23 protein-coding genes, 1 tRNA gene and 2 rRNA genes are annotated in these 25,132 nt (G+C 57.7%); 9 read left to right on the top strand and 17 right to left on the bottom strand.

Going from position 1 to position 25,132, the window contains the following annotated elements; all coding sequences use genetic code 11:
- Nucleotides 1–534: a cytidine/deoxycytidylate deaminase family protein gene (locus tag E3E30_RS09740; protein WP_042691018.1), complete on the top strand. Its 534-nt coding sequence runs from the start codon at nucleotides 1–3 to the stop codon at nucleotides 532–534.
- Here E3E30_RS09740 and E3E30_RS09735 read toward each other — a convergent pair.
- Complete coding sequence (locus E3E30_RS09735; RefSeq protein WP_042691017.1) at nucleotides 527–895, bottom strand: DUF2304 family protein; 369 nt, start codon at nucleotides 893–895, stop codon at nucleotides 527–529. The two genes, E3E30_RS09740 and E3E30_RS09735, sit on opposite strands and share 8 nt — an antisense overlap.
- Nucleotides 896–900: 5 nt before the next feature.
- Nucleotides 901–2,223: an HAD-IA family hydrolase gene (locus E3E30_RS09730; RefSeq protein WP_167729434.1), complete on the bottom strand. Its 1,323-nt coding sequence runs from the start codon at nucleotides 2,221–2,223 to the stop codon at nucleotides 901–903.
- 53 nt (nucleotides 2,224–2,276) lie between these two features.
- Here E3E30_RS09730 and E3E30_RS09725 point away from each other — a divergent pair, with 53 nt between their 5' ends.
- Nucleotides 2,277–3,173 carry a glycosyltransferase 4 family protein gene (locus E3E30_RS09725; protein ID WP_042691013.1) on the top strand — a complete coding sequence of 299 codons (897 nt, stop codon included), beginning with the start codon at nucleotides 2,277–2,279 and terminating at the stop codon, nucleotides 3,171–3,173.
- Here E3E30_RS09725 and cas6 read toward each other — a convergent pair.
- Nucleotides 3,130–3,879: a CRISPR-associated endoribonuclease Cas6 gene (cas6, locus tag E3E30_RS09720; protein ID WP_042691012.1), complete on the bottom strand. Its 750-nt coding sequence runs from the start codon at nucleotides 3,877–3,879 to the stop codon at nucleotides 3,130–3,132. The two genes, E3E30_RS09725 and cas6, sit on opposite strands and share 44 nt — an antisense overlap.
- 202 nt (nucleotides 3,880–4,081) lie before the next feature.
- On the opposite strand from cas6, the gene E3E30_RS09715 reads away from it, so the two are divergent.
- Nucleotides 4,082–5,272, top strand: a complete 1,191-nt coding sequence (locus E3E30_RS09715) for a proteasome-activating nucleotidase (RefSeq protein WP_042691010.1) — start codon at nucleotides 4,082–4,084, stop codon at nucleotides 5,270–5,272.
- Here the strand turns inward: E3E30_RS09715 and E3E30_RS09710 are convergent.
- Nucleotides 5,259–6,374, bottom strand: coding sequence for an MFS transporter (locus tag E3E30_RS09710; RefSeq protein WP_167729433.1), 1,116 nt, complete (start codon nucleotides 6,372–6,374; stop codon nucleotides 5,259–5,261). The genes E3E30_RS09715 and E3E30_RS09710 overlap by 14 nt on opposite strands.
- A 100-nt stretch (nucleotides 6,375–6,474) precedes the next feature.
- Here E3E30_RS09710 and E3E30_RS09705 point away from each other — a divergent pair, with 100 nt between their 5' ends.
- Both E3E30_RS09705 and E3E30_RS09700 read left to right on the top strand, forming a co-directional pair.
- Nucleotides 6,475–7,407 (top strand): serine/threonine-protein kinase RIO2, encoded by a 933-nt coding sequence (locus E3E30_RS09705; protein ID WP_167729432.1) that lies wholly within the window; start codon nucleotides 6,475–6,477, stop codon nucleotides 7,405–7,407.
- Entirely contained in the window at nucleotides 7,397–7,888 is a 492-nt protein-coding gene (locus tag E3E30_RS09700) for a hypothetical protein (RefSeq protein ID WP_167729431.1), read from the top strand. Before E3E30_RS09705 ends, E3E30_RS09700 begins: the two co-directional genes overlap by 11 nt.
- Here E3E30_RS09700 and E3E30_RS09695 read toward each other — a convergent pair.
- Genes E3E30_RS09695 through E3E30_RS09680 form a run of 4 tightly spaced genes read right to left on the bottom strand, consistent with a single transcriptional unit; the run spans nucleotide 7,857 to nucleotide 11,845 of the window.
- Nucleotides 7,857–8,795 (bottom strand): radical SAM protein, encoded by a 939-nt coding sequence (locus E3E30_RS09695; RefSeq protein ID WP_167729430.1) that lies wholly within the window; start codon nucleotides 8,793–8,795, stop codon nucleotides 7,857–7,859. The genes E3E30_RS09700 and E3E30_RS09695 overlap by 32 nt on opposite strands.
- Nucleotides 8,785–9,945 (bottom strand): MFS transporter, encoded by a 1,161-nt coding sequence (locus E3E30_RS09690; RefSeq protein ID WP_167729539.1) that lies wholly within the window; start codon nucleotides 9,943–9,945, stop codon nucleotides 8,785–8,787. The genes E3E30_RS09695 and E3E30_RS09690 overlap by 11 nt, the downstream gene beginning before the upstream one ends.
- An 8-nt stretch (nucleotides 9,946–9,953) precedes the next feature.
- Nucleotides 9,954–10,874, bottom strand: coding sequence for an isoaspartyl peptidase/L-asparaginase family protein (locus E3E30_RS09685; RefSeq protein ID WP_042691004.1), 921 nt, complete (start codon nucleotides 10,872–10,874; stop codon nucleotides 9,954–9,956).
- Between the two features lie 59 nt (nucleotides 10,875–10,933).
- Entirely contained in the window at nucleotides 10,934–11,845 is a 912-nt protein-coding gene (locus tag E3E30_RS09680) for a phosphate uptake regulator PhoU (RefSeq protein WP_167729538.1), read from the bottom strand.
- Nucleotides 11,846–11,928: 83 nt separating this feature from the next.
- Between E3E30_RS09680 and E3E30_RS09675 the strand changes: the two genes are divergently transcribed.
- On the top strand, nucleotides 11,929–13,098 hold the full coding sequence (locus tag E3E30_RS09675; protein WP_167729429.1) for an MFS transporter: 1,170 nt from the start codon (nucleotides 11,929–11,931) through the stop codon (nucleotides 13,096–13,098).
- Between the two features lie 26 nt (nucleotides 13,099–13,124).
- Here E3E30_RS09675 and E3E30_RS09670 read toward each other — a convergent pair whose 3' ends face one another.
- The 3 genes from E3E30_RS09670 to E3E30_RS09660 are packed head-to-tail and all read right to left on the bottom strand — an operon-like array spanning nucleotide 13,125 to nucleotide 15,872.
- Nucleotides 13,125–13,709, bottom strand: a complete 585-nt coding sequence (locus E3E30_RS09670; protein ID WP_014122604.1) for an indolepyruvate oxidoreductase subunit beta — start codon at nucleotides 13,707–13,709, stop codon at nucleotides 13,125–13,127.
- Between the two features lie 59 nt (nucleotides 13,710–13,768).
- On the bottom strand, nucleotides 13,769–14,920 hold the full coding sequence (locus E3E30_RS09665; RefSeq protein ID WP_167729428.1) for a DUF1464 family protein: 1,152 nt from the start codon (nucleotides 14,918–14,920) through the stop codon (nucleotides 13,769–13,771).
- Nucleotides 14,913–15,872 carry a beta-ribofuranosylaminobenzene 5'-phosphate synthase family protein gene (locus tag E3E30_RS09660; protein WP_167729427.1) on the bottom strand — a complete coding sequence of 320 codons (960 nt, stop codon included), beginning with the start codon at nucleotides 15,870–15,872 and terminating at the stop codon, nucleotides 14,913–14,915. The genes E3E30_RS09665 and E3E30_RS09660 overlap by 8 nt, the downstream gene beginning before the upstream one ends.
- Before the next feature lie 49 nt (nucleotides 15,873–15,921).
- Here E3E30_RS09660 and E3E30_RS09655 point away from each other — a divergent pair, with 49 nt between their 5' ends.
- Complete coding sequence (locus tag E3E30_RS09655; protein WP_167729426.1) at nucleotides 15,922–16,608, top strand: class I SAM-dependent methyltransferase; 687 nt, start codon at nucleotides 15,922–15,924, stop codon at nucleotides 16,606–16,608.
- A gap of 1 nt (nucleotide 16,609) precedes the next feature.
- Here the strand turns inward: E3E30_RS09655 and lysS are convergent, their stop codons facing one another.
- On the bottom strand, nucleotides 16,610–18,187 hold the full coding sequence (gene lysS / locus E3E30_RS09650) for a lysine--tRNA ligase (protein ID WP_167729537.1): 1,578 nt from the start codon (nucleotides 18,185–18,187) through the stop codon (nucleotides 16,610–16,612).
- Between the two features lie 126 nt (nucleotides 18,188–18,313).
- Between lysS and E3E30_RS09645 the strand changes: the two genes are divergently transcribed.
- A complete protein-coding gene (locus E3E30_RS09645; protein ID WP_167729425.1) occupies nucleotides 18,314–19,183 on the top strand; it encodes a PhoI in 870 nt (289 codons plus the stop codon).
- A gap of 40 nt (nucleotides 19,184–19,223) precedes the next feature.
- Nucleotides 19,224–19,832: a hypothetical protein gene (locus E3E30_RS09640; RefSeq protein WP_167729536.1), complete on the top strand. Its 609-nt coding sequence runs from the start codon at nucleotides 19,224–19,226 to the stop codon at nucleotides 19,830–19,832.
- Here the strand turns inward: E3E30_RS09640 and E3E30_RS09635 are convergent.
- From E3E30_RS09635 to E3E30_RS09615, 5 genes are all read right to left on the bottom strand, one after another.
- Nucleotides 19,826–20,392 (bottom strand): DUF366 family protein, encoded by a 567-nt coding sequence (locus tag E3E30_RS09635; protein ID WP_167729424.1) that lies wholly within the window; start codon nucleotides 20,390–20,392, stop codon nucleotides 19,826–19,828. The two genes, E3E30_RS09640 and E3E30_RS09635, sit on opposite strands and share 7 nt — an antisense overlap.
- Before the next feature lie 4 nt (nucleotides 20,393–20,396).
- Nucleotides 20,397–20,873 carry a magnesium-dependent phosphatase-1 gene (locus E3E30_RS09630; protein ID WP_167729535.1) on the bottom strand — a complete coding sequence of 159 codons (477 nt, stop codon included), beginning with the start codon at nucleotides 20,871–20,873 and terminating at the stop codon, nucleotides 20,397–20,399.
- Between the two features lie 125 nt (nucleotides 20,874–20,998).
- Nucleotides 20,999–24,027 (bottom strand): 23S ribosomal RNA (locus E3E30_RS09625).
- Nucleotides 24,028–24,134: 107 nt separating this feature from the next.
- Nucleotides 24,135–24,211 (bottom strand) — tRNA-Ala (locus E3E30_RS09620).
- 52 nt (nucleotides 24,212–24,263) lie between these two features.
- Nucleotides 24,264–25,132, bottom strand: a 16S ribosomal RNA gene (locus tag E3E30_RS09615); the annotation flags it as partial.

The raw sequence follows: 25,132 nt of genomic DNA, 5'->3' as shown, positions 1-25,132 counted from the left end.
ATGACGGTTGAGATTTTCCTCGACCCAGAGAAAGCCGAGAGGATAAGGCGAATCAGGCCAACAAAGGACGAGTACTTCATGCTCATAGCGAAGCTCGTCTCGCTCAGGGCAACCTGTCCGAGGCTCAGGGTCGGAGCAGTGGCTGTGAAGGACGGCTACATACTCGCCACCGGCTACAACGGCGCACCGAGGGGAATGGACCACTGCATTGACGTGGGCTGTCTCATAGTTGACGGCCACTGCCACAGGGCGGTTCACGCGGAGCAGAACGTCATAGCGATGGCCGCTCGGAAGGGGATAAGCCTCGAAGGCGCTACCCTCTACGTCACGCACTTCCCCTGCGACACCTGCTTCAAGCTCGTCATCAACGCGGGAATCAAGGAGATAGTCTACGAAGAAATGTACCCCAACGAGGCCACCGAGATACTGCTTAAGGAAGCCCAGGAGAAGGGGATAGTGAAGATAAGGCAGTTCAAACTGCCGAAGGAACGCGTTAGGGCGTTCCTCGAGGAGCTCTTCGGGGAGTTCATTTGAGCTTTTTCTCAATCTCCTCCAGCCTTCTGTTTATTTCCTCGAGTTCTATGGCAACTTTCCTCGTCAGCTCGGTTATCTCGCGCTCGGTCTTGTCCACCGCGAGGTAGACCTTGAAGATTATCAGGTATGCCGCTCCAATCGCCACGACGAAGAGGGCATCGAGTCCCCTGCCGAGACCTAGGATATCCTTAATTTCAAGGGCGATTCTAAGGGGAAACAGGGCAACTAGGAGCAAACCCAGAAGAAGAACTTCCCAAAACAGAAAGTCCCCCCACTCAAAATCGCCCCTCCTGTACTTACCGAGGACATAGACCATAAGGGCAAGCACGATTACAAGTGTAATCATCTGAACGACGTACATTCCCATCACCTCAGCTTGTCGAAGAGAAGGTTGAGCGCTATCTTAACACCCTCCAAAACGTTGGTTCCTTTCCTCATCGAGTACTCAGTGTAAACGGCCTTAATCGGAACCTCGACGATTCTACATCCGTTCTTGGAGGCCTCAATTATAATCTCGCTCGACACGGCGTAGCGGTCGCAGGTTATCCTTATCTTCCTCACGCAGTCCCCGCTGAGGCACCTCAGCCCGCTCTGGCTGTCGCTGACGTACTTCCGGGCAAAAACAGCGGTCACCGCGTCGAGAACGAAGTTGCCGAACTTCTTCACGAAGGGCATCTCGCTCGTGTCCCCCTTAAGCCTCGAACCGACGGCGAAGTCCACCTTTCCTTCAGCGACCGGCTTCATGACGCGGAGCGCGTCACTTAGGAGATGCTGACCGTCGGCATCGAAGGTCAGGACTAGCTTTGCGTTCCTCCTGACGGCGTAGGCGAAACCCGTTCCGAGGGCACCGCCGAGTCCCCTGTTGACGAGGTGCGTTAAAACGTGAACGCCGTAGGAACGTGCTATCTCCTCCGTCCTGTCGCGGGAGCCGTCGTTCACGACGATTATCTCGTCCCGCCTGAAGTAGCGGAGGAGGTCCTCAATGACCGCGCCGATTGTCTTCTCCTCGTTGTACGCCGGAACGACGACGTAGCTCGAGAACAGCCTTTCAAAGAGCTCCTTAAGGTGAAGGAGGTTCTCAACCTCGAAGTTGGGCTTGGCCTCCACCTGAAAGCTCATCCTGCCCGCGTCATGGCCGGTGACGAGAACGCTGAGCGCGCCGAGCTCCCTGGCGGGTATGATGTCGTAGCCGTGGTCTCCAACGACAACCGCTTTCTCAGGCGGGACGTTGAGTTCGTCGAGGATTCTCCCGAGCTGGCCGGAGTTTGGCTTCAGCTCCTCCGGAGGAACGTCGTCCCGCGTCGAGATTATGTCGAAGTAGTCTTTGAGGCCGTGAAGCTCGAGGGCCTTCATAGTGGCCTTCCTTGAACTCCTCGTCATCAGGGCGAGCTTTATCCCCCGATTCCTGAGAAAGTCAAGGAGCTCCCTCGCACCCTCAAAGACGAAGCTCTCGTTCATTCTCTCGGTTTCAAGCTCGACGAGAATCGAGTAGAGCTCCTCGAAGGGCCTACCCGTCTTTTTAGACAGCTCTATAAGGCCCTCGTACATCGGCGTTAGGTCGCCTATGAGCTCCTCAGGGATTCCGAGGGAGATTAGCCTCTCCCTGAGCTCTGACTTTATCTCGCTGAAGGGTTTTTCCGCACCCACGAGGGTTCCATCGAGGTCGAAAAGGACCGCCCTGATGTCCATGCTACCACCGAAGGGTTTATTTTCGCTCCCGCGTAGGGAAGCCGGTGTCAGAGATGATAACGTTCCTCGCGCTTATAGCTTTAATCCTTTCGCTCGTCCTCACTGGATACGTCAGGGAGCTCATGAGGAAAGCGGGAATCGTTGGCAGGGACATCCACAAGCCGGAAAGGCCGGAAGTTCCCGAGATGGGGGGAATTGCTATAGTCCTGACCGTTGGAGTCCTCGGAGCGCTGGTGAAGCCCGACGTCCTCCCAGTTTTCCTGCTCTTTGGCCTCGTCGGCGTCATAGACGACCTAACTGCCCTCAGGCAGTCCCACAAGGTAGTCCTCTCACTCCTTGTCTCGATTCCGGTGGCGTTCCTGGACGTGGGGAGGAGCGTTGACATCTTCGGCTACAACCTCAACCTCGGAATCCTATATCCGGTTTTCGCGGTTCTGTTCGTCACAGGCTCGGCGAACCTCGTGAACATGCTGGCCGGGTTCAACGGACTTGAGGTGGGCACGAGCGCCATCGCACTCGGCTTCCTCGCGCTGATGACGGACGGAACGGCAAGAGAGCTCGCGTTGATAGGGCTCGGAGCTTCCCTCGGCTTCCTCTGGTGGAACAGGTATCCAGCCAGGGTCTTCCCCGGCGACACTGGGACGCTCAGCCTCGGAGCTTTGATAGGCCTCGTCGGAATCCTCGGCAAGGTTGAGGTCTATACCGCCATCCTGCTGATTCCGCACTTCCTCGACTTCACGATAAAGGCCCTGAGCGTCCGCTTTGGTGTGAGAAGGCACGGGAGAACGGAGGTAATGCCGGACGGGACTCTGAAGGCCCCACCCTATCCAAGCTTCCTGGGAACAATAATGAGAAGGGTCAGGGTAACGGAGCCGAAGCTCGTGGCAATCGTGTGGGGAATAGAGTTCACACTCGGTCTTCTCGCCTGGGCTCTGAGTCAATTACTTTGACCATTCCAAAGCCATACCTCGTTTTTTCTCCAAAGCCGGTCTCGTAGCCGAACTTCGCGAGCTCCCGCGAGCCGGTGTAGCGAAACACCATAAGGGAACTCCTGAAGTAGGTGTCCCTAACAAGAATCCTCACCGGCTTGAACTTGAGAACCTCAAGCTTGAACTCCTTGTCCTCCGGCATGTGGCCGTAAATGGCCGAGTAGCGCATCAGCATTACCTTGCGGAGCTTGTCAAAGAACATCTCGTCGCCGGGATACAGGTCCCATATCTTCATTCTTCCGTTGACGAACTTGACAGTCCTGACCATTATCGGACTGAGTGTGGAGAACAGAACCTCGTCCTTGAGCTCGGGCTCTTTGAGGACCTTAACGTTGTCCGCTATGAACGTCGCGTCCCCAATCTTGAGGAGAGGGTCGTCGAGGAAGCCCTCGGCGATGGCCTTGATGAGCTCCCCGGAGTGGGACGAGACGTAGAGGGAAACGTCGTCCGAGAGAACCTTAATGCCGGCCTCTGGAAGAAGCTCTCTCTTACGAACCATAATACGGGAGAACGTGAAGTGGTCCGCGTGACTTGTTTCTACTTCGTGGGCCAGCTCTGGAGAAACGAGGTATATCTTCTCTAAAATCTGTGTGTAGACCTCGTAGTTGTAGTTGAAGGGCAGTATCGTTCCTTCCTCAGCGGGTCTCAGCTTGATTTCGATTCTCATTCCACCCCACCCCGGTTTCAACCAGGAAGAATTGGAACTCAAGGTTAATAAGAATTTCGCATGTCAAACGTCGATTCAGTTACAACTCTAAAGAGTCAGCAATGGATGTTGAATATCAAGTAACACCAGCAGAGACAACAGACGACCCAACAAGGTTAAAAAGGACTCCGGTGATAATGACACAGTGGAGAGGTGAGAGAGCATGAGCATTGAGGATGCAAACATTCACGAAGGTTACGATGATTACATCACCTTCTTGAAGAGGCGCATAAGGCAACTCGAGCTCCAGGTGAGGACGCTCGAGGCCGATAAGGAGAGGCTTGAGAGGGAACTCTCGAGGCTCAGAATGGAGATGTCGAGGCTTCGCCAGCCCCCGGCCTTCGCGGGCAACGTTATAGAAGTTCTCGACGACGAGAGAGCCATAGTTCAGAACTACAACGGACCGCGCTTCGTCGTCAGAATCGCCCCGTGGATAGAGAGGGACAAGCTGAAGCCCGGCTCAAGGGTCGCCCTGGACCAGAGGACGATGGCGATAGTCGAGCTCCTTCCAACGGAGAAGGACCCGAGCGTCCTCGGCTTCGAGGTCATAGAGAGGCCCAACGTTACCTACAAGGACATCGGCGGTCTCGACAAGCAGTTGCAGGAGCTCCGCGAGGCCATAGAGCTCCCCCTCAAGCACCCCGAGCTCTTCGAGAAGGTTGGAATCGAGCCTCCGAAGGGAGTCCTCCTCTACGGGCCACCTGGCTGTGGAAAGACCCTCATGGCGAAGGCCCTAGCGAGAGAGGTCAACGCAACCTTCATTCGCGTCGTTGGAAGCGAACTGGTCAGGAAGTTCATCGGCGAGGGCGCCCGCTTGGTCCACGAGCTCTTCGAGCTCGCCAAGGAGAAGGCCCCAACGATAATCTTCATCGACGAGATTGACGCGATTGGAGCAAAGAGGATGGACGAGACGACCGGTGGCGAGAGGGAAGTCAACAGGACCCTGATGCAGCTCCTAGCGGAGATGGACGGCTTCGACCCGCGCGGAAACGTCAAGGTCATAGCTGCAACGAACAGGCCCGACATACTCGACCCGGCCCTGCTGAGGCCGGGAAGGTTCGACAGGCTGATTGAAGTCCCGCTCCCGGACTTCCGTGGAAGGCTCGAGATACTCAAGGTCCACACGAGGAAGATGAACCTGAGGGACGTTGACCTGCGCATCATAGCGGAACTCACCGAGGGCGCGAGCGGAGCTGACTTGAAGGCCATAGCGACCGAGGCTGGAATGTTCGCCATCAGGGACAGGCGTGAATACGTTACACAGGACGACTTCCTCAGGGCCGTGGAGAAGGTTCTTGGAGCTGAGAAGAGGCTCGCCCAGGCAATAGCGATGCACGAGGTCATGTACGGCTGACCTTTTCTGCCCTCTTCGTCCCCTTTATTACCGCCCACGCCAGGGCGTAGAGAACCGCTATGGCGAAGAAGGCTTCCCTGTAGCCAAGCCTGTCTATAAGCCAGCCAGTGAAGTAGGGCCCGACAGTTGCCCCGAAGAAGCCCACCATGTTAACGAAGCCCATAACCGGTCCAAGGGTGTCCTTTCTTGCAGTTTCGGCGGTGAAAGCCGTAACCATCGGGCCAACCGAGTAGAAGGTCAGGCCGAGGACGAGGGCAGAGAAGAAGCCGGGCTTCAAGACGAGGAGAACGATTAGGAGCGCGTTTGAAAGGAAGGCGAGCTCAAGGGCCTTTCTTCCGAGTCTGTCGTAGAGAACCCCGCCGGTGAGGGAACCCGCGATGCCAACCAGCGAGAGGAGGGAGAAGAGGTAAGAAGCCTTTTCAACACCCATTCCCGTCGAGGTCAGGAAGGCGACGAGGAATGTCAGAACGCCGAAGAAGGCCATCAGGGCGAGGAAGTTCGCAATCGCTAAGTTCACCGAGCCGACCTCGATTGAGAGCCTCGCCTTACCCCTTCTTTCCTCAAGAGTTCTGAGGGAGATAACGAGCAGGACTCCAACGACCGAGCTCATAACGGCCAGAATCGGGAAGGCATAGCGCCAGCCGAGGTTCAAAGCAACAGGCACGACGAGGAGGGGAACTATCCCGGAACCGACGGGCGGGCCGAGCATGAAGACGCCGAGGGCGGAACCCTTCCTCGCTCCGTAGGTTTCCGCTATCAGTGCTGTCGCAGGGGCATAGTAGAGGCCGGAGAAGAAGCCGTAGAGTGCTCTGAAGGCCAGAACTTCCCAGTACTGGGAAGCGAAGAAGAGCATCGCGGAGGAGATTGAGTAGCCGAATATGCTCAACGCGAGGAGCCTCTTCCTCCCGAAGCGGTCGCCGAGGTAGCCGGCCGGAACCTGAATGAGCGCGTAGGGGAGGAGAAGGGCAGTCATGAGAAGTCCCGCCTGGGCGTTGCTCAGATGGAACTCGGCCTTTATCATTGGAAGAAGCGGGGAAACGGCCATCCTGTGGGCGTAGTTGAATATCCAGCCGAGGGTTATCAGGATAAGCGGAACGAGCATGTTTCGATGAGGAATTGAGCGCTTAAAAGTTTGTTGGACAAAGGTGGCCGACGAAAGTTTATAAGAATCCGAGCGGTAGTAACGGGGGAGGAGAGAGCGAATGGTCAGCAAGCTGTTGGCGCTCGAGGCTTATCCGAGCCTCCGCGACCTGGACTTCAGAATCCTCAGGGGAGTAGAGCTCAACATGAGGCACCACAAGTGGGTGCCGTTAGAGGAGGTAGCGCGCTTCGCCAGGGTGGACGTTGAGACCGCATCGTTCAGGCTCGGCAAGCTCGATGACATGTCCCTCGTCAGGCGGAGGAGCGACATAGGCTACATCGGCTACCAGCTCACGATACACGGCTACGACGTTTTAGCCATAAGGGCCCTCGCGAGGAAAGGCGTCGTAGAGGCGATAAGCACGACGCAGATTGGCGTTGGAAAGGACGCGGACGTTTACGTCGGAATAACGCCAGCCGGCGAGAAAGTTGCCGTTAAGTTCAACAGGATAGGTGGCAGAACGGCTTCGCGGAGGGCTACCTACCACTCCCACGTCTTCGCCGATAAGCACCACACGAGCTGGCTCTACGTCTCAAGGCTCATCGCGAAGAAGGAATACGACGCTCTGGTTCTGCTCAGTCCGATTGCGAGGGTTCCTAAGCCGATAGCCTGGAACAGGCACGTCCTCGTCATGGAGTTCGTTGAGGGAACCGAGCTGGCGGAGCTGAGGGACGACGAGCTGACGAGGGAAGAGGCAGAGAACGTCCTTGACAGAATCCTCGAGGAGTACCTCAAGATAGTGCGCTTTGGTATAGTCCACTCGGATTTAAGTGAGTTCAACGTCGTTTTAACGGGCGACGACATCTTGATAATAGACTGGGCCCAGCACCTGACCACCGCCCATCCGGAGAGCTACGAGCTGTTGAAGAGGGATTTAACGGTCATAATCAACGCCTTCAAGCGGAGGTGGCGGGTTGAGAGGAGCTTTGATGAAATCTGGCCGGCCTTCGAGAGGGCCTGGCACGAGAGCAGGGGGGAGGGGTATGACGATTAAGTACGAGCCCCTTAACAGGCGCGAGAGGATTGTTAAGCTCTTCCGCGAGGCAATCGAGGCCGAGAACAGGAAGGACCTCGAAACCGCGAAGAGAAAGCTCGACGAGATACTTCACGAGAGCCTCGACGTTGAGCCGGAGTTCTACTTCGAGGCCTGCTTCCGCCTGGCAGACATCTTCCTCCAGGAGGACAACTACCGGGGAGCCGTCAAGTGCGCCCTGAGGGCCATTCTAAGGGCACCGAGCGAGGACCACTACAGGCTCGGCGTGAAGAGGTTAGGAGACATACTCGCGATAATCAAGAAGGAGAACCGCCTGGGGGAGCTGGCCGAGAACATGGACGCGACGCTCAGGCTCATCGAGGAGGACGAGGAGCTACACCGCTTTACGCTCGCCCTCGTGAAGCTCGCGAGGGGAGAAAGGGTGAGGGAGAAGTTCATCCTGCCCGAGTTCAACGAGGTCTTCGAGAGCCTAATCGAGTGAGGAACTCCCTTACGTACTCTTTTTCCGGCGGAAAGGGGAAGTTGTAGGGCTCTTTCTTTGGTCTCTCGTTGTAGTAAGGCCTGTTGCAGGCAGGACAGCCGTGCGTTGCGAAAACCGCCGGCGGAACCTCGATGCCAGCTAAATCGAAGCCCTCTATCGAGTCCCCGTCGAAGATTATCCTGTTGCCCAAGCCCTTCTCAACGAGCCACCTCGCCAGCTGGACTTTACGGTAGCGCTCGATGCTCGGCGGTTCGAGGTTCTCAAGCCCCGTTCCCTTCAGGGGGGTGAAGGCGAAGAGCGAAACATCAGCCCCAATCGAGTAAGCCCTTTTGAAGACATCTACCAGCTCCCTGTCGGTTTCGCCGAGGCCGACTATAACGTGAATCAGAGCTTTTCCCGGACCAAGGACGTCAACCACCCTCTCCGCAAAGTCCCACATCTCGCCCCACTCAAAGTCGGGCTTTATTTTGCCAAAGAGTCTCTCGCTCGCAACGTCAAGGCCAACTCCAACGTAATCGACGCCGAGCCCTTTGAACTCCTCAAGCGTTTCCCTCGAAACGGGCGTTATCGAGACCGAGACCGGCAAGCCGAGGGGCTTGAACACCCTCAGAAGTGCCAGAACGTCGTCGAGCATTCCAGGGTAGTCTATCGTCTGGAGGCATATCCTCCCGAAACGGCCGTTGGGAAGGGCTTGAACGACTTTTTCGAGCTCGAAGGCCGGCCAGATGACGCGGGAGAGCCTGTCGAGGTTTGCCCTGCTGGAGCGCGCCTGGGCGCAGAAGGCGCAGTCGTTGGCGCACTTGCCGGGCCAGTAGGTCATCAGATACGCGGTCGTCGGCCTGGCCAGGAGCTTTGCCCTGATTAAGCCCATCGCTATCGCCGTTCCGTAGGAGACCCTAACGAGCATTGACCTTCCCCCAGATGACGGGCGCGTAGAGGGTTATAAACCCGACCCCCAGGATGAGAGGAAGGAGCGGGAAGACGCCGGCATAACCGTAGAGCTGGGCGACGTAGCCAAGGCTTACCTGGCCGGCGAGCGTTCCAAGGTCAAAGAACATCGTGTAGATTCCCGAACCCATTGTCCTGATTCTCCGCGGAAGGTTGCCGAGGGCCATCAGCTGCATCGCCGGAACCGCCAAGCCAAAGCCGGCCCCGATTAGGGCGGCGCTGACGTAGGAGCGGGGCGGGAGGGTGTAAAGGTTGAGCAGGACGTAGCCGAGGAGGAGCAGGGAGAGGCCGAGGGATATCACTGGAAGAGGCCCGCGCCTGTCGGCGCTCTTACCGCCAACAACGCGCGTCATGAAGGAGAAGAGGCCGATGACCATCATGTAGTAGCCGAAGAGGCTCTGGGGAAGGGAGAGGGACTTGTAGAGGGCGGGGAGGTAGGTGGTAACCCCCGCGTAGCTCATAGAGAAGAGGAAGAGCGTCAGGGAAGCGGAAACGAAGGTTACCCTTAACAGCTCGCGGTAACTGGCCTTCTCGTGCTCCCTCGGCTTGACGACTTCACCTGCCTCGCGCCAAGCTGTGAGCGCGAAGAGTGCTCCAACTCCGGAGAAGAGAGCGGTGAGAGCGAAAGCTCCGGCGAAGCCTATTACGTCGGAGGCGTAGCCACCTATGGCCGGCCCGATTATGTTGCCGAGGGAGAACATCATGCCACGCCAGCCGAGGGTCTCGCCAACCCTACCTGCTGGGGCCAAATCAACGGCCGTTGAGAGGCTTGAAGGGAAGAAGAGGCCCATCGAGAAGCCGTGAATGGCCCTTGCGAAGGCGAAGAGGTAAACGTTGGCACTTATTGCCGAGACCACGTAGAGAACTCCAGCGATTAAGCCGAGCAGGTTCCCGCCGACGAGGGCGTGGAAGCGATAACCTCTGTCGCCGACTGCACCTCCTATGGGCTTGGAGACGAGGGCGAGGAAAGAGGTAACGCCGGCGACGAGGCCGACGAGAAAGGGCTCGGCGTGAAGGCTGACGAGGAACGGGGAAACGACAGGGGTAACGACGCTTATCCCGAGGAAGAAAAAGAAGGTCGAGATGTTGAGGAGCCAGACGTTCCTCATCGAGGCCACTAAACACCAGCCTCCGGCTCGTCCATGCCGTCCTTCATGAAGGCGTAGCTCATGTGCTTGGTGTTCTTGGCGAAGCCCACGTTGCCCCTTGCGTCAACCATGATTATGCCCATGGTGTCTCTGCCAAAGTACTTCGTGGCGAGACTTATCGCGGCTTCGCTCGCCGACTGGGCATCGAGGCCGAGCCTGACGAGGTCGGTGGCGCTTTTAGCGAGGGCGAGCTTTATGGCAACCTCTCCGAGGCCGGTGCAGGAAGCTCCAGCCACTTCGTTGGCGTAGGTTCCGCCACCGATTATAGGCGTGTCACCAACGCGACCGAACATCTTGAGGAAGACCCCACCGGTTGACGTTCCGGCAACGACCTCCTCACCGTCGAAGGCAACCGCTCCAACGGTGCTCCTTAAAACCTCGGGGTACTCCTTGATGAGCTCGTTGAGCTTCTTCCAGTGCCTCGTTTCGCCCTTCTCGATGAGCTTCTTCCTCAGCTCTTCCCACTGCTTGAGCCTCTCCTCCGTTACCGGGTCGTACTCCTCGAAGCCGAGAAGGCGAGCAAACTTCACGGCACCCTCCCCGATTAAAAGAACGTGGTCAGTCTTCTCCATGACCTTCCTCGCGACGCTTATCGGGTTCTTGACTCCCCAGATTCCGGCAACGGCTCCCGCTTCAAGGGTCTTCCCGCGCATTATGGCGGCATCCATCTCGACCCTGCCGTCGAGGGTTAAAACGCTCCCGGTTCCGGCGTTAAAAATCGGGTTGTCCTCAAGGGCTTTAACGGCCTCTTCAACTGCATCGAGAGCGGAGCCCCTCTTCAGCTCGCGCCAGCCCGCTAAAACAGCCTCTCTAACGCCCTCGATGACCTTTGGAATCCTCTCCTCCTTCCTTATCGTGCCCGCTCCCCCGTGAACTATTATCGCGGCCATGAAAACCACCGAAAAAAGTTCCCTCGAAGGGTTAAAAGGGTTGTGGAAACGAGAAGAAATCAGCTGAGGGCCATGTTGATTATCGTCTCACCGATGTTCTCGATGTACTCGAGGATTCTCCGGAAGCTCTCCTTGGCTATTGACTGCCTGTAGTCGGTTGCCTTAATCGTGGCGCGGAGTTCGAGCATGAGCTTGTCTATCGCCTTGAGGTCGCGCTTCTCTATCTGGGCCACCATCGCTTCAAACTTCTCCCTCAGGTAGGGCACGTCAACCTCGCCGGGGTTCTCGGCTATCCTGATGATGTGGTCGCCTATCCTCTCGATTTCCCTCGCTATGAAGAGGATTCCCATGAGGTCAAAGGTCCTCTTGACGATTCCGCTCTCCTCGGTAACCGTGTGCTTGCTGAGAAGCCTGTTAACGGTCCTGACGATGAGGAAGTAAAACCTGTCGAGCTCGTTTTCGAGGTCGTTGATGTCGCGCCTTATCTCGCCGTCCTCGCCCTGAATGAGCAGTTCGAGGTCGCCGAGCATCGAGACCACAAGGGAGTGAATCCGCCTGAGAAGCTCAACAAGGTTCACCTCGTCCTCGTCGAGGAGGCTCTTCGCCACTATCCTGCTGGGCTCGTCGAGGATTATCTCAACGCCAGGGAGGCTCTGGAGGACCTTCCTTATCTTGACCTTGTAGATGGGCATCTCCTCCGTGAAGTGAATCTCAAGGACGTCGTAGCCCTGAATGTAGGCGGAAATAACGAGCCTTATGGCCATGTCCGGCGAGAACTCCCTGGAGAGGCGCAGTATCTTCTTCTCGCTCACATCTCTGGGCTCGCTGGGGAAGATGGTTATACTGCCGTCGGGGTTTATAGTCAGCGGTATTGTGTCGCCCTGCTTGAGGTTGTGCTCCTTGACCCATTTCTTTGGGAGGGAAATTATGTATGAGCTCCGCCCTGTAAACTGTATCTTCCTGAACTCCATAGCCAGCACCGAACGCTATATAGTGGTAGGCGTTAAAGGCTTCACTTCGATAGACTTATAAACGCTATGAGGGACGTTTCATCATGCTCTCAGAGTACGGCAGGGACGCGAAGATACTCATTACGGCCAACGCCTTAGGTCAAACTTTCCTCTGGTTCTCGTTCTTCATAATGCCCTTCTACCTCAAGGCCCTCGGTTACGACATGAAGGCGATGGGAGCCTTCTTCTCGGCCCAGACGATAGTCGGTGGCCTCTTCTTTCTCCTGGCGGGCTACCTTTCGCTCCGCCTCGGCTACCGAAAGACCCTGCTCCTGAGCGCACTCATCGGACTCATCGGAAGGCTCCTCCAGGTGCTCGCTTTGAACGCAACGGTCCTCTTCCTCGGCTTCGTCCTGGTGGGAGTCAACATGGGGCTGAGACAGCCGAACTACAACGCCTACCTAAGCGAGCTGGTTCCGGATGAGAGGAGGCACGAGGCGTTTTCCAAGAGCTTTGGACTGGGGACGCTCTTCAACTCCCTCGGCGTTCTCTTGGCGGGCTTTCTGCCGGGCTACCTCATGGGGCTGTCGCTGGCGGAGGAGACAGCCTACAGGATAACCTTCTCACTCTCGATACTCCAGTTCGTCTTCGTCGTTCCGGCTCTGCTCCTCGTGAGGGACGTTAAGGTCAGGGAGAAGCGGATAAAGTGGGAGAGAAGCTTAGTCCTCAAAATCCTCAAGTTCTCGCTCCCGAGCGCGCTCATAGGCCTCGGCGCGGGAATAACGATACCCTTCATGAGCATCTACTTCAAGCTCCGCTTTGGGGAAACGCTTCAGGCGATAAGCTGGATTTTCTTCTTCCAGCAACTGGCGATGGGCCTCGGCTCCTTTGGATTACCGGAACTCGTAAGGAGGTGGGGCCCAGTAAAGGTCATAACGTCATTTCAAGGACTCGCCACCTTCCTCTTCGCGGTGTTTCCCTCGATAGAGACGTTTGCACTCGCGGGGGCGGTCTACGTCCTCAGGGCCATACTCATGAACATCATCTGGCCAATAAACGACTCCTTCATGATGGGCTTTTTCAGGACTGAGGAAAAAGCAACAGCCAATGGCATAAGGCAGGCCTTCTCGACCTTCATGCGCGGGGTGGGTAACTCCATCGGTGGAACACTCTTCGCGGTTTCATTGGCCTATCCTTTCTACGCCACCGCACTCCTCTACGCCCTCGCGACCGGACTGTTCTACGCCTTCTTCATAAAGCACAACGAAGAATGAGAAAACCGGGCGGAAAAAACCAGAAATCAAGCTTTGGCCAGCTCCTCACCGCGCTCAAAAGCTTTAAAGTTCATTTCCCAGAGCTTCTCGCGGAGGGTCAGCCTTATTCCCTCAAGAAGGCTCTCACGCTTGAGGGGTATCAGGCCCTTTCCGTAGGCGTAGCCGAGCATCAGAACGCCCAAAGTTCTCGGGTTTATCCTGTCTGCCTCGCGCTGGAAGTTCATCATGTGGACGGGGCAGATTCTTCCGAGGGCTTTTTCGATTTCATCGAGCTCCGGGTAGCGCTCCTTCCCGACGAGGGTCGTGGCCGTGTGGATGGGGTAGGCGTTCACTATGGCAACGCTGTCCTTTCCGAGAAAGCGCGCGTTCCTTAACGCCTCAGCAGGCTCAAGGGCGAGCATGAGGTTGGCTTTGCCCTCCTCGATGAGGGGCGAATAAACTTCCTCTCCAAAGCGGAGGTAGCTGAGAACGCTACCGTAGCGCTGGCTCATTCCGAGGGTCTCGCCGATGCGGACGTTGTAGCCCTCGACCATGGCAGAGTTTCCAACGATTCTCGAAAGGGTAAGGCCTCCCTGACCGCCGACTCCGGTAATGATGAGGTTGAACTCCATGAGCACCACCTTGGGGAGTTGGAGAGGGAGAATAAAAAGCTAAGCTCAAAAAAATTCGCTCAGAGGATTAGCTCCTCGAAAATTCTGAGCTTTTCACGGCCCTTCAGGTTTACCCAGTCAAAGATTGAGCCACTGCTCTCCCTCAGCCTTAGGCTCTCAACGAGTTCTTTGTAGATTCCACCGGCTATGCCGTTGGCTATTATCGCGCTTCCCTCGGCCGCTTCTTTGGCCTTCGCCCTGCTCTGGAGCTTGAGAACCTCGACCGAGAAGCCGTAGCGCCCGAAGGCATCTTCGAGGGCATCCTTGACGTCGCTGAAGAACTCGGGAATCCGCGAGAAGCGACCGCTGATGTAGATGCTCTCGGGTTTAACAGAGGGAAGCAGTGAGAAGACGTCCTTGACGATGGCCTCTATCATGGCGCTGTAGCCCTTCGCGACCCTATCGTCCTCCTTCGCAAGCTTTACGAAGTCCTCAGGCGAAACCGAGAACGGGTCTATTCCGGCAACGTAGGACGCGCCACCCTGGAAGAGGACAAGCTTTCCGAAGTCATCGAGGGCGTTGGCCAACGCGTAGGCTAATTCACCGTCCATGAAGCCCATTCCGAGGTAGCCGGGGAAGCCTGCCGTTCCGGCCATGGCATCAACGATTTGGCCGTTCTTGACGGCCATCGCGGAGGTGTAGGCGAAGCCGACTTCGACCGCTATGAGGTTCGTCTCGGAGTAGGGGATTCCCTTCCTCTCGGCTTCCCTCACCATCGCGAGGGCAACGGTGAAGACCTTGTCGGCCGTTCCGAGGTCTATCCTGTTGGCCTTCCGCCACTCCGGGACGGTCGGGAGGTGTATGACGCCGGGGGTGAAGTAAACGTTCAAATCCTCGGCTTCCCTGAGGAGGAGCATGAGCTCCCTCAAACCGACTATCTTGAGCCTTCTCCTCACATCGGCCTCGGTTATGAACGTAGCTAAAGCTATCTCGGCATCGGTGGCTTCCCTCGCGGGTTTGAGCGGTATCCCGTAGCCACAGGGACCGACGATGGCATCAATCTTCCCGTGCTCCTCCTGAACCTCGCGGAGGAGTTCAACGATTATAGCTGGGTTCTCGGTTACCCTGTTCCTGTCCACGGAGACGTCGACTATCACCTCCCCGGTCTCGTCGTCGAAGCCGAACAAATCCATGCTCTTCGTCCCGGAGTCTATACCAACTGCCTTAACCACGCTCCACCACCATCCCCCTGTTGTCAACGCCCGTAACGAAGACCTCTCCGCCGTCGCCGTTCTCGCGGAGGAAATCCTCAACGATGGATTTTAGCCTTTCCGCCTGAGCCTGACCTTTGACGAGGCCGTAGAAGGTCGGCCCCCAGCTCGTCTGGCAGGCGCAGTAGGCTTCGTTCAGCATCAGCCTTATCCCCTCGTTCACGATTTCGCAACAGTAAACGTTCTCCTGGTAGTCGCTCCAGAACTCGCCGAGAAGGTGGTTGAACTGGTAGAGGCCCTCTCCGAAGGTCTTTATGTCCCGCTCGACGAACGCGGGCAGGATTTTCATAAGCACTATCCTCGACAGCCTGTCAGCCAGCTCCGGTGGCATCTTCTTGAGATTTCCGAGTATCTCGTCCTCGCGCTTCCTGATTTCGGCGAGGGCCTTTCTTGGAGTCTCGGGGATTGCCACGACGAAGAGCCAGTCGCCCGGAAAGTCGCCCCTGAAAATCAGCGGTGGAACGACCTTCTCGCGCTTGTCCATCGGGAAGCCACCCTCGTAGATGAAACCGCCGACTTTAAGGGCGTAGAAGCCGAGGGCAGTTATGAGACCGCGCCTTACAGCCAACGCCACCTCCTCAAGCGAGAGGTTCAGGTTGTAGAGCTCGCTCACGGCCCTTCCTATGCTCAGGGCGAGGGTGGTATGAAAGCCTATTCCAACCCACTTCGGGATGTAGCTCCTCACCGTAACCTCGACGGGCGGGAAGTCGTAGCGCTCGCGGAGCCTTGCAAGAAACTTCAACGCGTCTTCGTCGTTGGAGCGGTCCTTTTCAGCTTCTCTGACCTCTATTTCGAGGCGTGGCTTTTCTATGGCGAAGCCAACCGTTCCGTAGAGCCGTCCCATGTCCCCGCTCAGGTCGGGGTTTCCAGTGTGCAGATGAGCTGGCGCGCTAATCCTCACCACCATGTCCATCACCGGGAACTTCGGATACCTATTTAAGGACTCGTGAGGACTCAAAAACATGACGTTCGAGGAGTACTATTCGGCCTTCAAAGCCTACAGCGACATCTATTCCGACGAGTACAGGAAGAGGATTGAGAACCTTGAACCGCTCCTGATGAAGTTCATGAAGGAAAAGGGGAAAGTTCTCGACCTCGGCTGTGGGGCGGGGGGCTTCTCGTTCCTGCTTGAGGATTTGGGCTTCACTGTCGTTGGCGTTGACAACAGCGACTACATGCTCTCCCTCGCGAAGGGTTTTGCCAGAGAGAAGGGCTCGAGGGTGGAGTTCATCAAGGCAGATGCGAGGGAGTTACCCTTCGAAGATAACACCTTTGACTACGTCCTCTTCATCGACAACCTCGTCCACTTCGAACCCCTCGACCTCGGAAAGGCGTTCCGCGAGATGGCGAGGGTTCTGAAGCCGGGAGGAAAGCTAATCCTCCAGTTCACTGACCTTAGGGCACTCCTTCCGGTTCTCATGAACGGACAGGTAATCGGCGCTGAATACTGGATTAGCAAGGTTTTGCCGGATAAGGACGAAAAAACCGTCCTGATAGAGTTCCAGAGCGAGGAGAAGTCCTTCAGGGTTCGCTTCAACGTCTGGGGAAAGACGGCAGTAGAACTCTTAGCGAAGCTCTACTTCCGGAAGGTCGGGGAAGAAAAGATAAACGAGCACACCTACCTCCAGGTTTACACACCGAAAAAATGAATCAGGCCTCGAAGCGAAGCCTTTTGACCACGAACTCCTTATCGAGGGAAGCCAAGAACGGGGCCAGCCTCGGCCCGCGGTCCTTTCCTATGAAGAGGTTGTAGAGTGCTTTGAACCACTCCTTGCTCGGGATTCCGCGCTTCTTGGCAACGTCGAAGATTGCGTTGTTGAGCTCGTCAACGGTGAAGGTATTGGCCTCAATCCAGTCGGCGAGCTCTCTCATCGCCTCCCTGATTTCGGGCTTGAATTCGAGCTGGGGAAGTTCTTCGAGAAGGCTGAACTTGACGTTCTCAGGAGCGTACTTCTCGACCCAGTTCTTGGCGAGCCTGATGCGGAGCCTTATTCTCTCAATGTCCTCGTCGCTCAGGTTCTCGGGAACGTGACCCTGCTCCTGGAGAACCCTGATTATTCCCTCCTCGTCAAGGTGGGGCATCTGGACGAGAGTGACGAGGAAGCGGAAGGGGGCCTGAGCGATAAGCCTCTCCGGAACCTTCGGCATCGAGAGCTCGTAGGTTCTCTTGAGTTCCTCTTCCTCCTCCGGGTTCTTTGCGTGCTCAAGGCCGAAGTAAATCCTCTCGACCTTGTCGAACTCGTCGTAGAGGTTGAGCAGGCCGAGGCCTAGGTCTATCTTGAGCTCCTTATTGGGCCTCGCCTTGGCGTAGATGAAGCGGATTATTCCCGGCTCGAGCACCTCGTAGAGGTCGCTGAGGAGGATAACGTTGCCCTTAGAGCCACTCATCTTGCCCTTCTGCCCCTTGATTCCAACGAACTCGTACATGAGGTCTATCGGTGCCTTCCAGCCGAAGACCTTCTCGGAAATCTCCCTTCCTGTGTCGTAGGAGCTTCCGGCGGCGAGGTGGTCTTTTCCAGCTGGCTCGAAGTCCACCCTGAAGTGCGCCCAGCGCATCGGCCAGTCGACGCGCCAGCGGAGCTTAACGTTGCCCTCCCTTATGTCGGTCTCCCCCTCGCTTCCGCAGTGCTCACAGCGATATTTAACCTTCCACCCGCCGTCCCACGAGACGAACTTCGCCTCGCGCCTGCACTTCGGGCAGTAGACCATAACAGGTTGCCAGTCATCCTCGAGGGGCGGCTGTTTAGCCCTCTCACGGTACTTGTCGAGAATCGCTTTGATTTCGTCGCGCTTTTCGAGGGCGAGCCTTATCTCATGGGCGTACTCGCCGGACTTGTACAGCTCGCTCGCGTAGAGGAAGTCGGCCTCGATGCCGAGCTTCTTTATCTCTTCCTCAAACTTCTCCATGAAGTGCTCCGCGTAGCTGTCGTGACAGCCCCAGGGGTCGGGAACTTCCCTGACTGGCTTCGTGAGGTGCTCCTTCCACTCCTGCGGGACGTTCTTGGGGACCTTCCTAAACCTGTCGTAGTCGTCCCACATGTGGATGTGCCTGACCTTCTTTCCCCTGTCCCTCAGGGCGTGGCCCACTATGTAGGCCGTGAAGAACTCTCTAAAATTGCCTATGTGAACGTAACCGCTCGGCGTGATTCCGCTCTCGACCACGTACTCCTCCTTGTCGCCCCTTTCGCGGATTATCTTTTCTGCCATGTAGTCAGCCCAGTGAACCATTCTCACCACCGCGCTTAGCTCCTCGAAAGGGCTTTTAAGGTTAGCTTCCATTTGAACAACTTTCAAAGAGAAACATTTATAAGTGCAAAAAGTAAAAACTACCGAACAATGTAAAAGGTGAACGCCATGGAGTTCGAACTAATGAGAATGAACGTCTTCTTCCCAGCGTCGCTGGAGCTTCAGGAGGAGCTGCTCAAGGCCGGCTTTAAAGTGCCGTACGACAAGGAAACCGGGAGAAAAACTCCCGTTCCAGTGGTCTCGAGCTCAATGGAAGGACGAAAGCTGAGACGGGGAAGACTGCTGAAGGCCAAAGATGTTGAAATGAAAGATAAGTTCGCGGTGATTCCCGAGGAGAGGGCTCTCATCGAGTTCGAAGTCACTGAGAAGGGCTTCCTAGTGATAAGGCCTAAGCCACTGGAGTACCACCTCGAGGAGCTCGGCTTTCTCTCGGTTCCGCCGAGGCTCTGGGGGACGTGGGCGAGCTTCTCACTGCCCTTCTCAGCTTACGATGCGCTCCTCTCAGAGCTGGAAGAGTTTAAAGGGGAGAACCGGGGCTTCTACACAGCTTCAAAAGGCTCAAGGGGAAGGATTGAGGTCTACGCCTACAAGGGGAGGACTAGGAAGGACCTCGGAATTCCTGTTTTCGGCTACTCCTTTGGGCTCCACGGCCTAACCCTGGCGGAGGAGTACCTGAGGGAAAAGGCGGAAGAACACGGCGTCCCCGAGGAGAGGCTCCGCTACCTCAAGCTCGGCCTGAGGAAGAGGAAGGAAACCAAGGCCGGCCTCAGGGTCGGAATAGTCTGGGAGAACGGAACTCCCGTTGAAGTTACCCTAAAGCTCTCGACAACGGAGCCGAGGGTCAGAATTCAGGGCCTCTACGGCGAGCTGGTTGGGAAGTCGAGGGGAGAACTGACGAGAACGGACGACTGGTACATCGTGGTTCACGCTTCCGACTTCATCACCGCCCTTGAAACCGTTGGAAGGACGTTCGGATAAAGTTATTAGCCCCAACCCCCTTTCATTTTTGGTGGAATCAATGTTCGAGTGGTTGCCCTACGCGGGTTTAGCAGCCCTGCTCATACTGCTTGCAATCGGCTTCACGAGGAAGCTGGGCGAGGAATGGGCGTGGATAAACAGGAAGATAATTCACTTCAACATCGTTCCGGCGGTTCTGATGTTCTACTACAGAAAAATTCCCGCGGAGGTTTTCAGCGCGGCAGCTTTCGCCTTTGCCCTGTTCCAGCTGTGGCCCCACATCAAAAAGCGGGAGTTCTCCTGGTACCAGATAGAGCACAACTACGGGGAGGTCTTCTTCGCGTTTTCGGCATCGATAATACCCCTTGTTTTGCCGAGGGAGTACGCGACTGCCCTTTTGCTCGCGATGGCAATCAGTGATGGCGTTACAGGAGTCGTGAGACACTACTACTTTAGAAGGCACGGCTTCAACGTGAAGCTCAAGAAGCACTGGACGGGAAGCCTGGCATACTTGGCAACGGCCGTTGTAATAGCACTCATTTACCTCGACGCGGATACAATAAGAAAAGTGATGTGGGCAGTGATACTGGCCTTAGCGGAGTACCAGCCCTGGCTCGACGACAACTTGGCCGTTCCGCTAGTGGGAAGCCTGCTGTTCCTTCTCTACTGAGCCCACCTGACCTTCAGGCTGTCCTTCTTCACCTTTTTGAACTCCTCAACGAGTGCCCTTCCGGTTCTCTCCATGAACCCCTCAACGTCGGTGATGCCAACTTCCTTGAGGCCTATTGCCTCCACTCCCTCAGGAATCCCTTTCGCCTCGACGTTTATTCCGATATGGATTTTGACGCTCACTGGGGAAACGGTTGCTATCGAGATGCTTAGTTTCTTTCCGTTAACGTAGATATCGTCGCCCTTTCTCTCGGTCTTCACCCCGTAGTCGTTGAGAACCTCGCAGAGCTTGGCTATGAAGAGCTTCTGGAGAGTCGAGGCGAAGAGCGTGTTGACCAAATCAAAGACCTCGATGATGTAGTGCACCATGTCGTCGCTCTTGATTTCCTTGCTCGCGCGGAGGTCCTCTATGTCAATCATCTCCTCGACTTTGACGTCGCACTTTCCACGGAAGACGACGAGCGAGTTTCCGAGGATTCCGAAGTTCCTGTAGGCCCAGTGGCTTCCTATCGCGGAGCCGTCGTAGTCTATGCGTTTGTCTTTAACGACTAGCAACTCCATGATATCACCCCAGCTTTTGGAGTAGTTGTTTAAGCTCCTCAAAACTCTTTACATCCACCCACATGTGAATGAAATCAACGCCGGGAACGGCCATTTTGACGCCATCGATGTGAATCACCCGGTCGTCAATGTAAATGACGTCGTCGATATCATAGCCGATGGAGCGAAGCTCCTCGATAGTTCTTCGAATCATGTCACCCTTGTCAGGATGGCCCTCGATTTTTGGGAAGATAAAGTAGTCCCATAGACCAAAGCCCTCAAGAATCGGCCTTACCCTCTCCTCGATGTTCCAGCTCGCGATGCTTAGAATGAACCTTTCGCTCGCCCATTCGAGGAACTCGCGGACGCCGGGAAAAAGACAGAGTTTCTGGCCGAGGGAATCGGTTAAACACTCACCGCTAAACTCGTAAGGAGGAACCAAAGCAGAAGCGTCCTCGTGGTCCCAGAGGGTGCCGTCCAAATCGAGAACGAGCAGTCTCATCGGAATCACCGGGAGAAGGTATCACAGAGAATTTTAATTTTTGCGGATTGATTCTTGCAGAAGAGTCGAGTTAAGTTAAGTCATGATGAGGGCCGTGCATAGGCGAGCTGGTCTCTCAGACGCCCCGCCCGGGGCACTCGGGCTGTTGGGAGCGGCAGGCTGAACGGGTCGGTTTCCCTTCCCGCTTACACCCCCGCCCCATCAAACGGGTCTTCTTCCCGAGCCCTCGTCCTGGGCAACGGACCGGTCGCCCAGGCCCAAACGCCCAGGAATGGCCGCCTATTTTCGGGGACCGCTTCGGCCTTAGATGCTTTCAGGCCTTATCGGACGCGGCGTAGCTGCCCGGCTATGCCCTGTAGGACAACCGGTAGACCAGAGGCCGCGGCTCCCTGTTCCTCTCGTACTGGGGGAGCCTTCCCCTCAGGCGGCCAGCACCCCCGGTAGATAGCATCCGACCTGTCTCACGACGGTCTAAACCCAGCTCACGTTCCCCTTTAATGGGTGAACACCCCCACCCTTGGCCCCTGCTGCAGGGCCAGGATGGGAAGAGCCGACAGCGAGGTAGCAAGCCTCGGGGTCGATATGGGCTCTCGCCCGAGACGACTCTGTTATCCCCAGGGTAGCTTTTCTGTCATCCCTGGCCCCCACCGGGGAGGCACAGGGGTTCGCTAGGCCACGCTTTCGCGGCTGGACCCGCCTCTGTTACGGGTCCAGTCAGGCCGGCTTTTGCCCTTGCACTCTACGGCGGATTCCTGACCCGCCTGAGCCGACCTTAGGGCACCCTCGATACCTTTTCGAGGGTGTGCCGCCCCAGCCAAACTGCCCACCTACCGCTGTCCCCCCTTCCGGGGGTTAGCCGTACGGCAGAGGGTGGGCGGTGTCTCATGAACGGCTCCACCCGCCCCGGAGGGCGGGCTTCGACGCCTCCCGCCTACGCTGCGCACCCCCCGCCGTACGGCAACGGCAGGCTGCAGTAAAGCTCCATGGGGTCTTCGCTTCCCACCGGGGGTCCCAGGCATATGCGCCTGGCAGAGGTTTCGCCGGGCCCCAGCCGGGGACAGTGGGGACCTCGTTACGCCATTCATGCAGGTCGGCATTTAACCGACAAGGAATTTCGCTACCTTAAGAGGGTTATAGTTACCCCCGCCGTTTACCGGTGCTTCACCCGGTTGTACCCGGGCTTCACATACCGGCACTGGGCAGGCGTCGGCCCCAGTACAAACCCTTTCGGGCTAGCTGGGACCTGTGTTTTTACTAAACAGTCGGGCCCCCCTAGTCACTGCGACCTGCGGGTTACGCACCCGCAGGCACCCCTTCTCCCGAAGTTACGGGGCCAATTTGCCGAGTTCCCTCGGCTGGGTTTCCCCCGACACGCCTTAGGCTTCTCACCCAGGGGCACCAGTGTCGGTTCTCGGTACGGTCGCGGTGGATCGTTCCCGAGGGGCTTTTCACGGGCCCCAGGGATCGGCGGAACCCCCCTTACGGGAGGCCATTCGCGCTTTCATCCGGTTCTCGCCATTACGGCACTCCCCGGACTTATACGCTTAGCCGGCCTTGTGGGCCGGTCCGCCTACCCCGAGGCGTCACCCCTCGGGCTTGCGTTGCCGCGCCTACCACCGCGGTACGGGAATATAAACCCGTTTCCCTTTCCCCGACGCCGAGTTACGGGTCGGGTTAGGACCGACTAACCCACGGCTGACGAACATTGCCGTGGAACCCTGGCCCCTACGGCGGCCGGGATTCTCACCCGGCTATGCTGCTACTCCCGGCAGGATCCGCAATACCGACGGGTCCACCGGACCTTACGGCCCGGCTTCCACCCCATCGGCACGCCCGCCTACCCGATCACGGACCAATCGGTCCGTGCGCCGGGGTCTCGGCGGCCGGCTTAAGCCCCGTCCATTTTCGGGGCCCCTGACCTCGACGGGTGAGCTGTTACGCACTCTTTAAAGGATGGCTGCTTCTAAGCCTACCTCCCCGCTGTCTAAGGCCAGGGACACCCTTTGGAGTAACACTTAGCCGGCACTTTGGGGCCTTAACCCCGGTCTGGGTTGTTCCCCTCTCGGGTGACGGCTTACACCGCCCCCCTACTCCGGCCATCTACGGCGGCGGTGGGTTCGGAGTTTGACAGGGGGCCGGGGGATTTCTCCCCCTAAACCCCCAATCAGTGCTCTACCCCACCGCCTACCTCCGGCCGGGCTATCCTGGGGGATAATTCGGCGGGAACCAGCTATCGCCGGCCTCGATTGGCCTTTCACCCCTAGCCCGGGGTCACGGGAGCGAATTGCACGTCAGCACCCCTATCGGGCCTCCATCCCTCTGTTGAGGGACTTCACCCTGCCCCGGGCTAGATCGACCGGCTTCGGGTCTCACCCGAGCGACTCCGGGCGCTTTCACACCCCGTCCCTCGCCCTTACGGGCTGCGGACCTGTCGGTTTCCCTGCGGCTTCGGGGCTGACCCCCTTAACCTCGCCGCTCGGGTGAACTCCCTGCCCCGTGATCCAAGACGGACGGTGCAACCCCGGTCACCTCCCCTCGTACTCCACGGTCGCCCGTGTTTCCTTCGGGGAGGGTCAACCCTTTCGGGCCGCACCCTCCTATCGCCGCCTGGTTTCAGGCTCTTTTCACCCCCCGCCAGGGGTGCTTTTCAGCTTTCCCTCACGGTACTAGTTCGCTATCGGTCTCGGGACGTATTTAGGGTTGGGAGCCGATGCCTCCCAGCTTCCCGCCGGATATCCGACCGACGGTACTCAGGGACACCCCAGGAGCTCGGGGGCTTACGCCTACGGGGCTTTCACCCTCTACGGCGCCGCGTTCCAGCGGACTTCGGCTTCGCCCCCAGGGCTCCTTCGGGGGCCCTACAACACCACATCCCCCGAACCTTTCGGCCCGGGGTTCAGTTTGCCCTGTGCCGCTTTCGGTCGCCCCTACTCACGGCATCGCTTTTGCTTTCTTTTCCTGCGGGTACTAAGATGTTTCAATTCCCCGCGTTCCCCCTCCCGACTGGGAGTGCGGCAAAGCCGCGGGAGGTCCCATTCGGGCATCCCCGGTTCGACGGCTGCCTGCGCCTCGCCGGGGCTTATCGCAGCTTGCCACGCCCTTCGTCGGCGCCCCGAGCCGAGCCATCCACCAGGCGGCTTAGTTGCCACCGGGCGGGGCGTTTTCTGGACCAGCTCGCCTATGCACGGCCCTCATCGTGACCCCTGTTCGGGGTCTCAGGCCCTTCCACCCCGAGCCGAGCTCGGGATGTGCACCTCTTCGTGGTGGACCGGCCGGGATTCGAACCCGGGGCCTCCGGCTTGCAAAGCCGGCGCTCTCCCAGGCTGAGCTACCGGCCCACGTTGGCAGGCCCGGCACCCCTTAAACCCCCCCGGACGGGTTTCCGGCGATAGGAGGTGATCGAGCCGTAGGTTCCCCTACGGCTACCTTGTTACGACTTCTCCCCCCTCACGGAGCCCAGGCTCGACCCGGCCTCCCCGAAGGGAGACCAGGCCTCACCCGGACCCCGCTCGGGTGGAGTGACGGGCGGTGTGTGCAAGGAGCAGGGACGTATTCGCCGCGCGATGATGACACGCGGGTACTAGGGATTCCAGCTTCACGCGGGCGAGTTGCAGCCCGCGATCCGAACTGAGGGCGGGTTTAGGGGATTCCCTTCCCCTTTCGGGGTCGGTTCCCATTGTCCCGCCCATTGTAGCGCGCGTGTAGCCCGGGGGTTTCGGGGCATACTGACCTACCGTCGCCCGCTCCTTCCTCCGGCTTATCGCCGGCGGTCCCCCCAGAGTGCCTCCTCCCCAGCGGGGAGGACTGGCAACTGGGGGCGCGGGTCTCGCTCGTTACCACACTTAAGTGGACGCCTCACGGTACGAGCTGACGGCGGCCATGCACCTCCTCTCGGCGCGTCCGGCAAGACCTTCAGCCTGGCCTTCATCCTGCCGTCGCCCCCGGTGAGGTTCCCGGCGTTGAATCCAATTAAACCGCACGCTCCACCCCTTGTAGTGCTCCCCCGCCAATTCCTTTAAGTTTCAGCCTTGCGGCCGTACTCCCCAGGCGGCGGGCTTAACGGCTTCCCTCCGGCACCGGGCGAGCTCGAAGCTCGCCCGACACCTAGCCCGCATCCTTTACAGCCAGGACTACCCGGGTATCTAATCCGGTTCGCTCCCCTGGCCTTCGTCCCTCACCGTCGGACCCGTTCCAGCCGGGCGCCTTCGCCACTGGCGGTCCCCCTGGGATTATAGGATTTCACCCCTACCCCAGGGGTA

The organism is Thermococcus sp. 9N3, from assembly GCF_012027685.1.
Lineage (GTDB): Archaea > Methanobacteriota_B > Thermococci > Thermococcales > Thermococcaceae > Thermococcus > Thermococcus nautili.
Note: the sequence above shows the minus strand (reverse complement) of the source record. Positions and strands in the feature narration are given on the sequence as shown.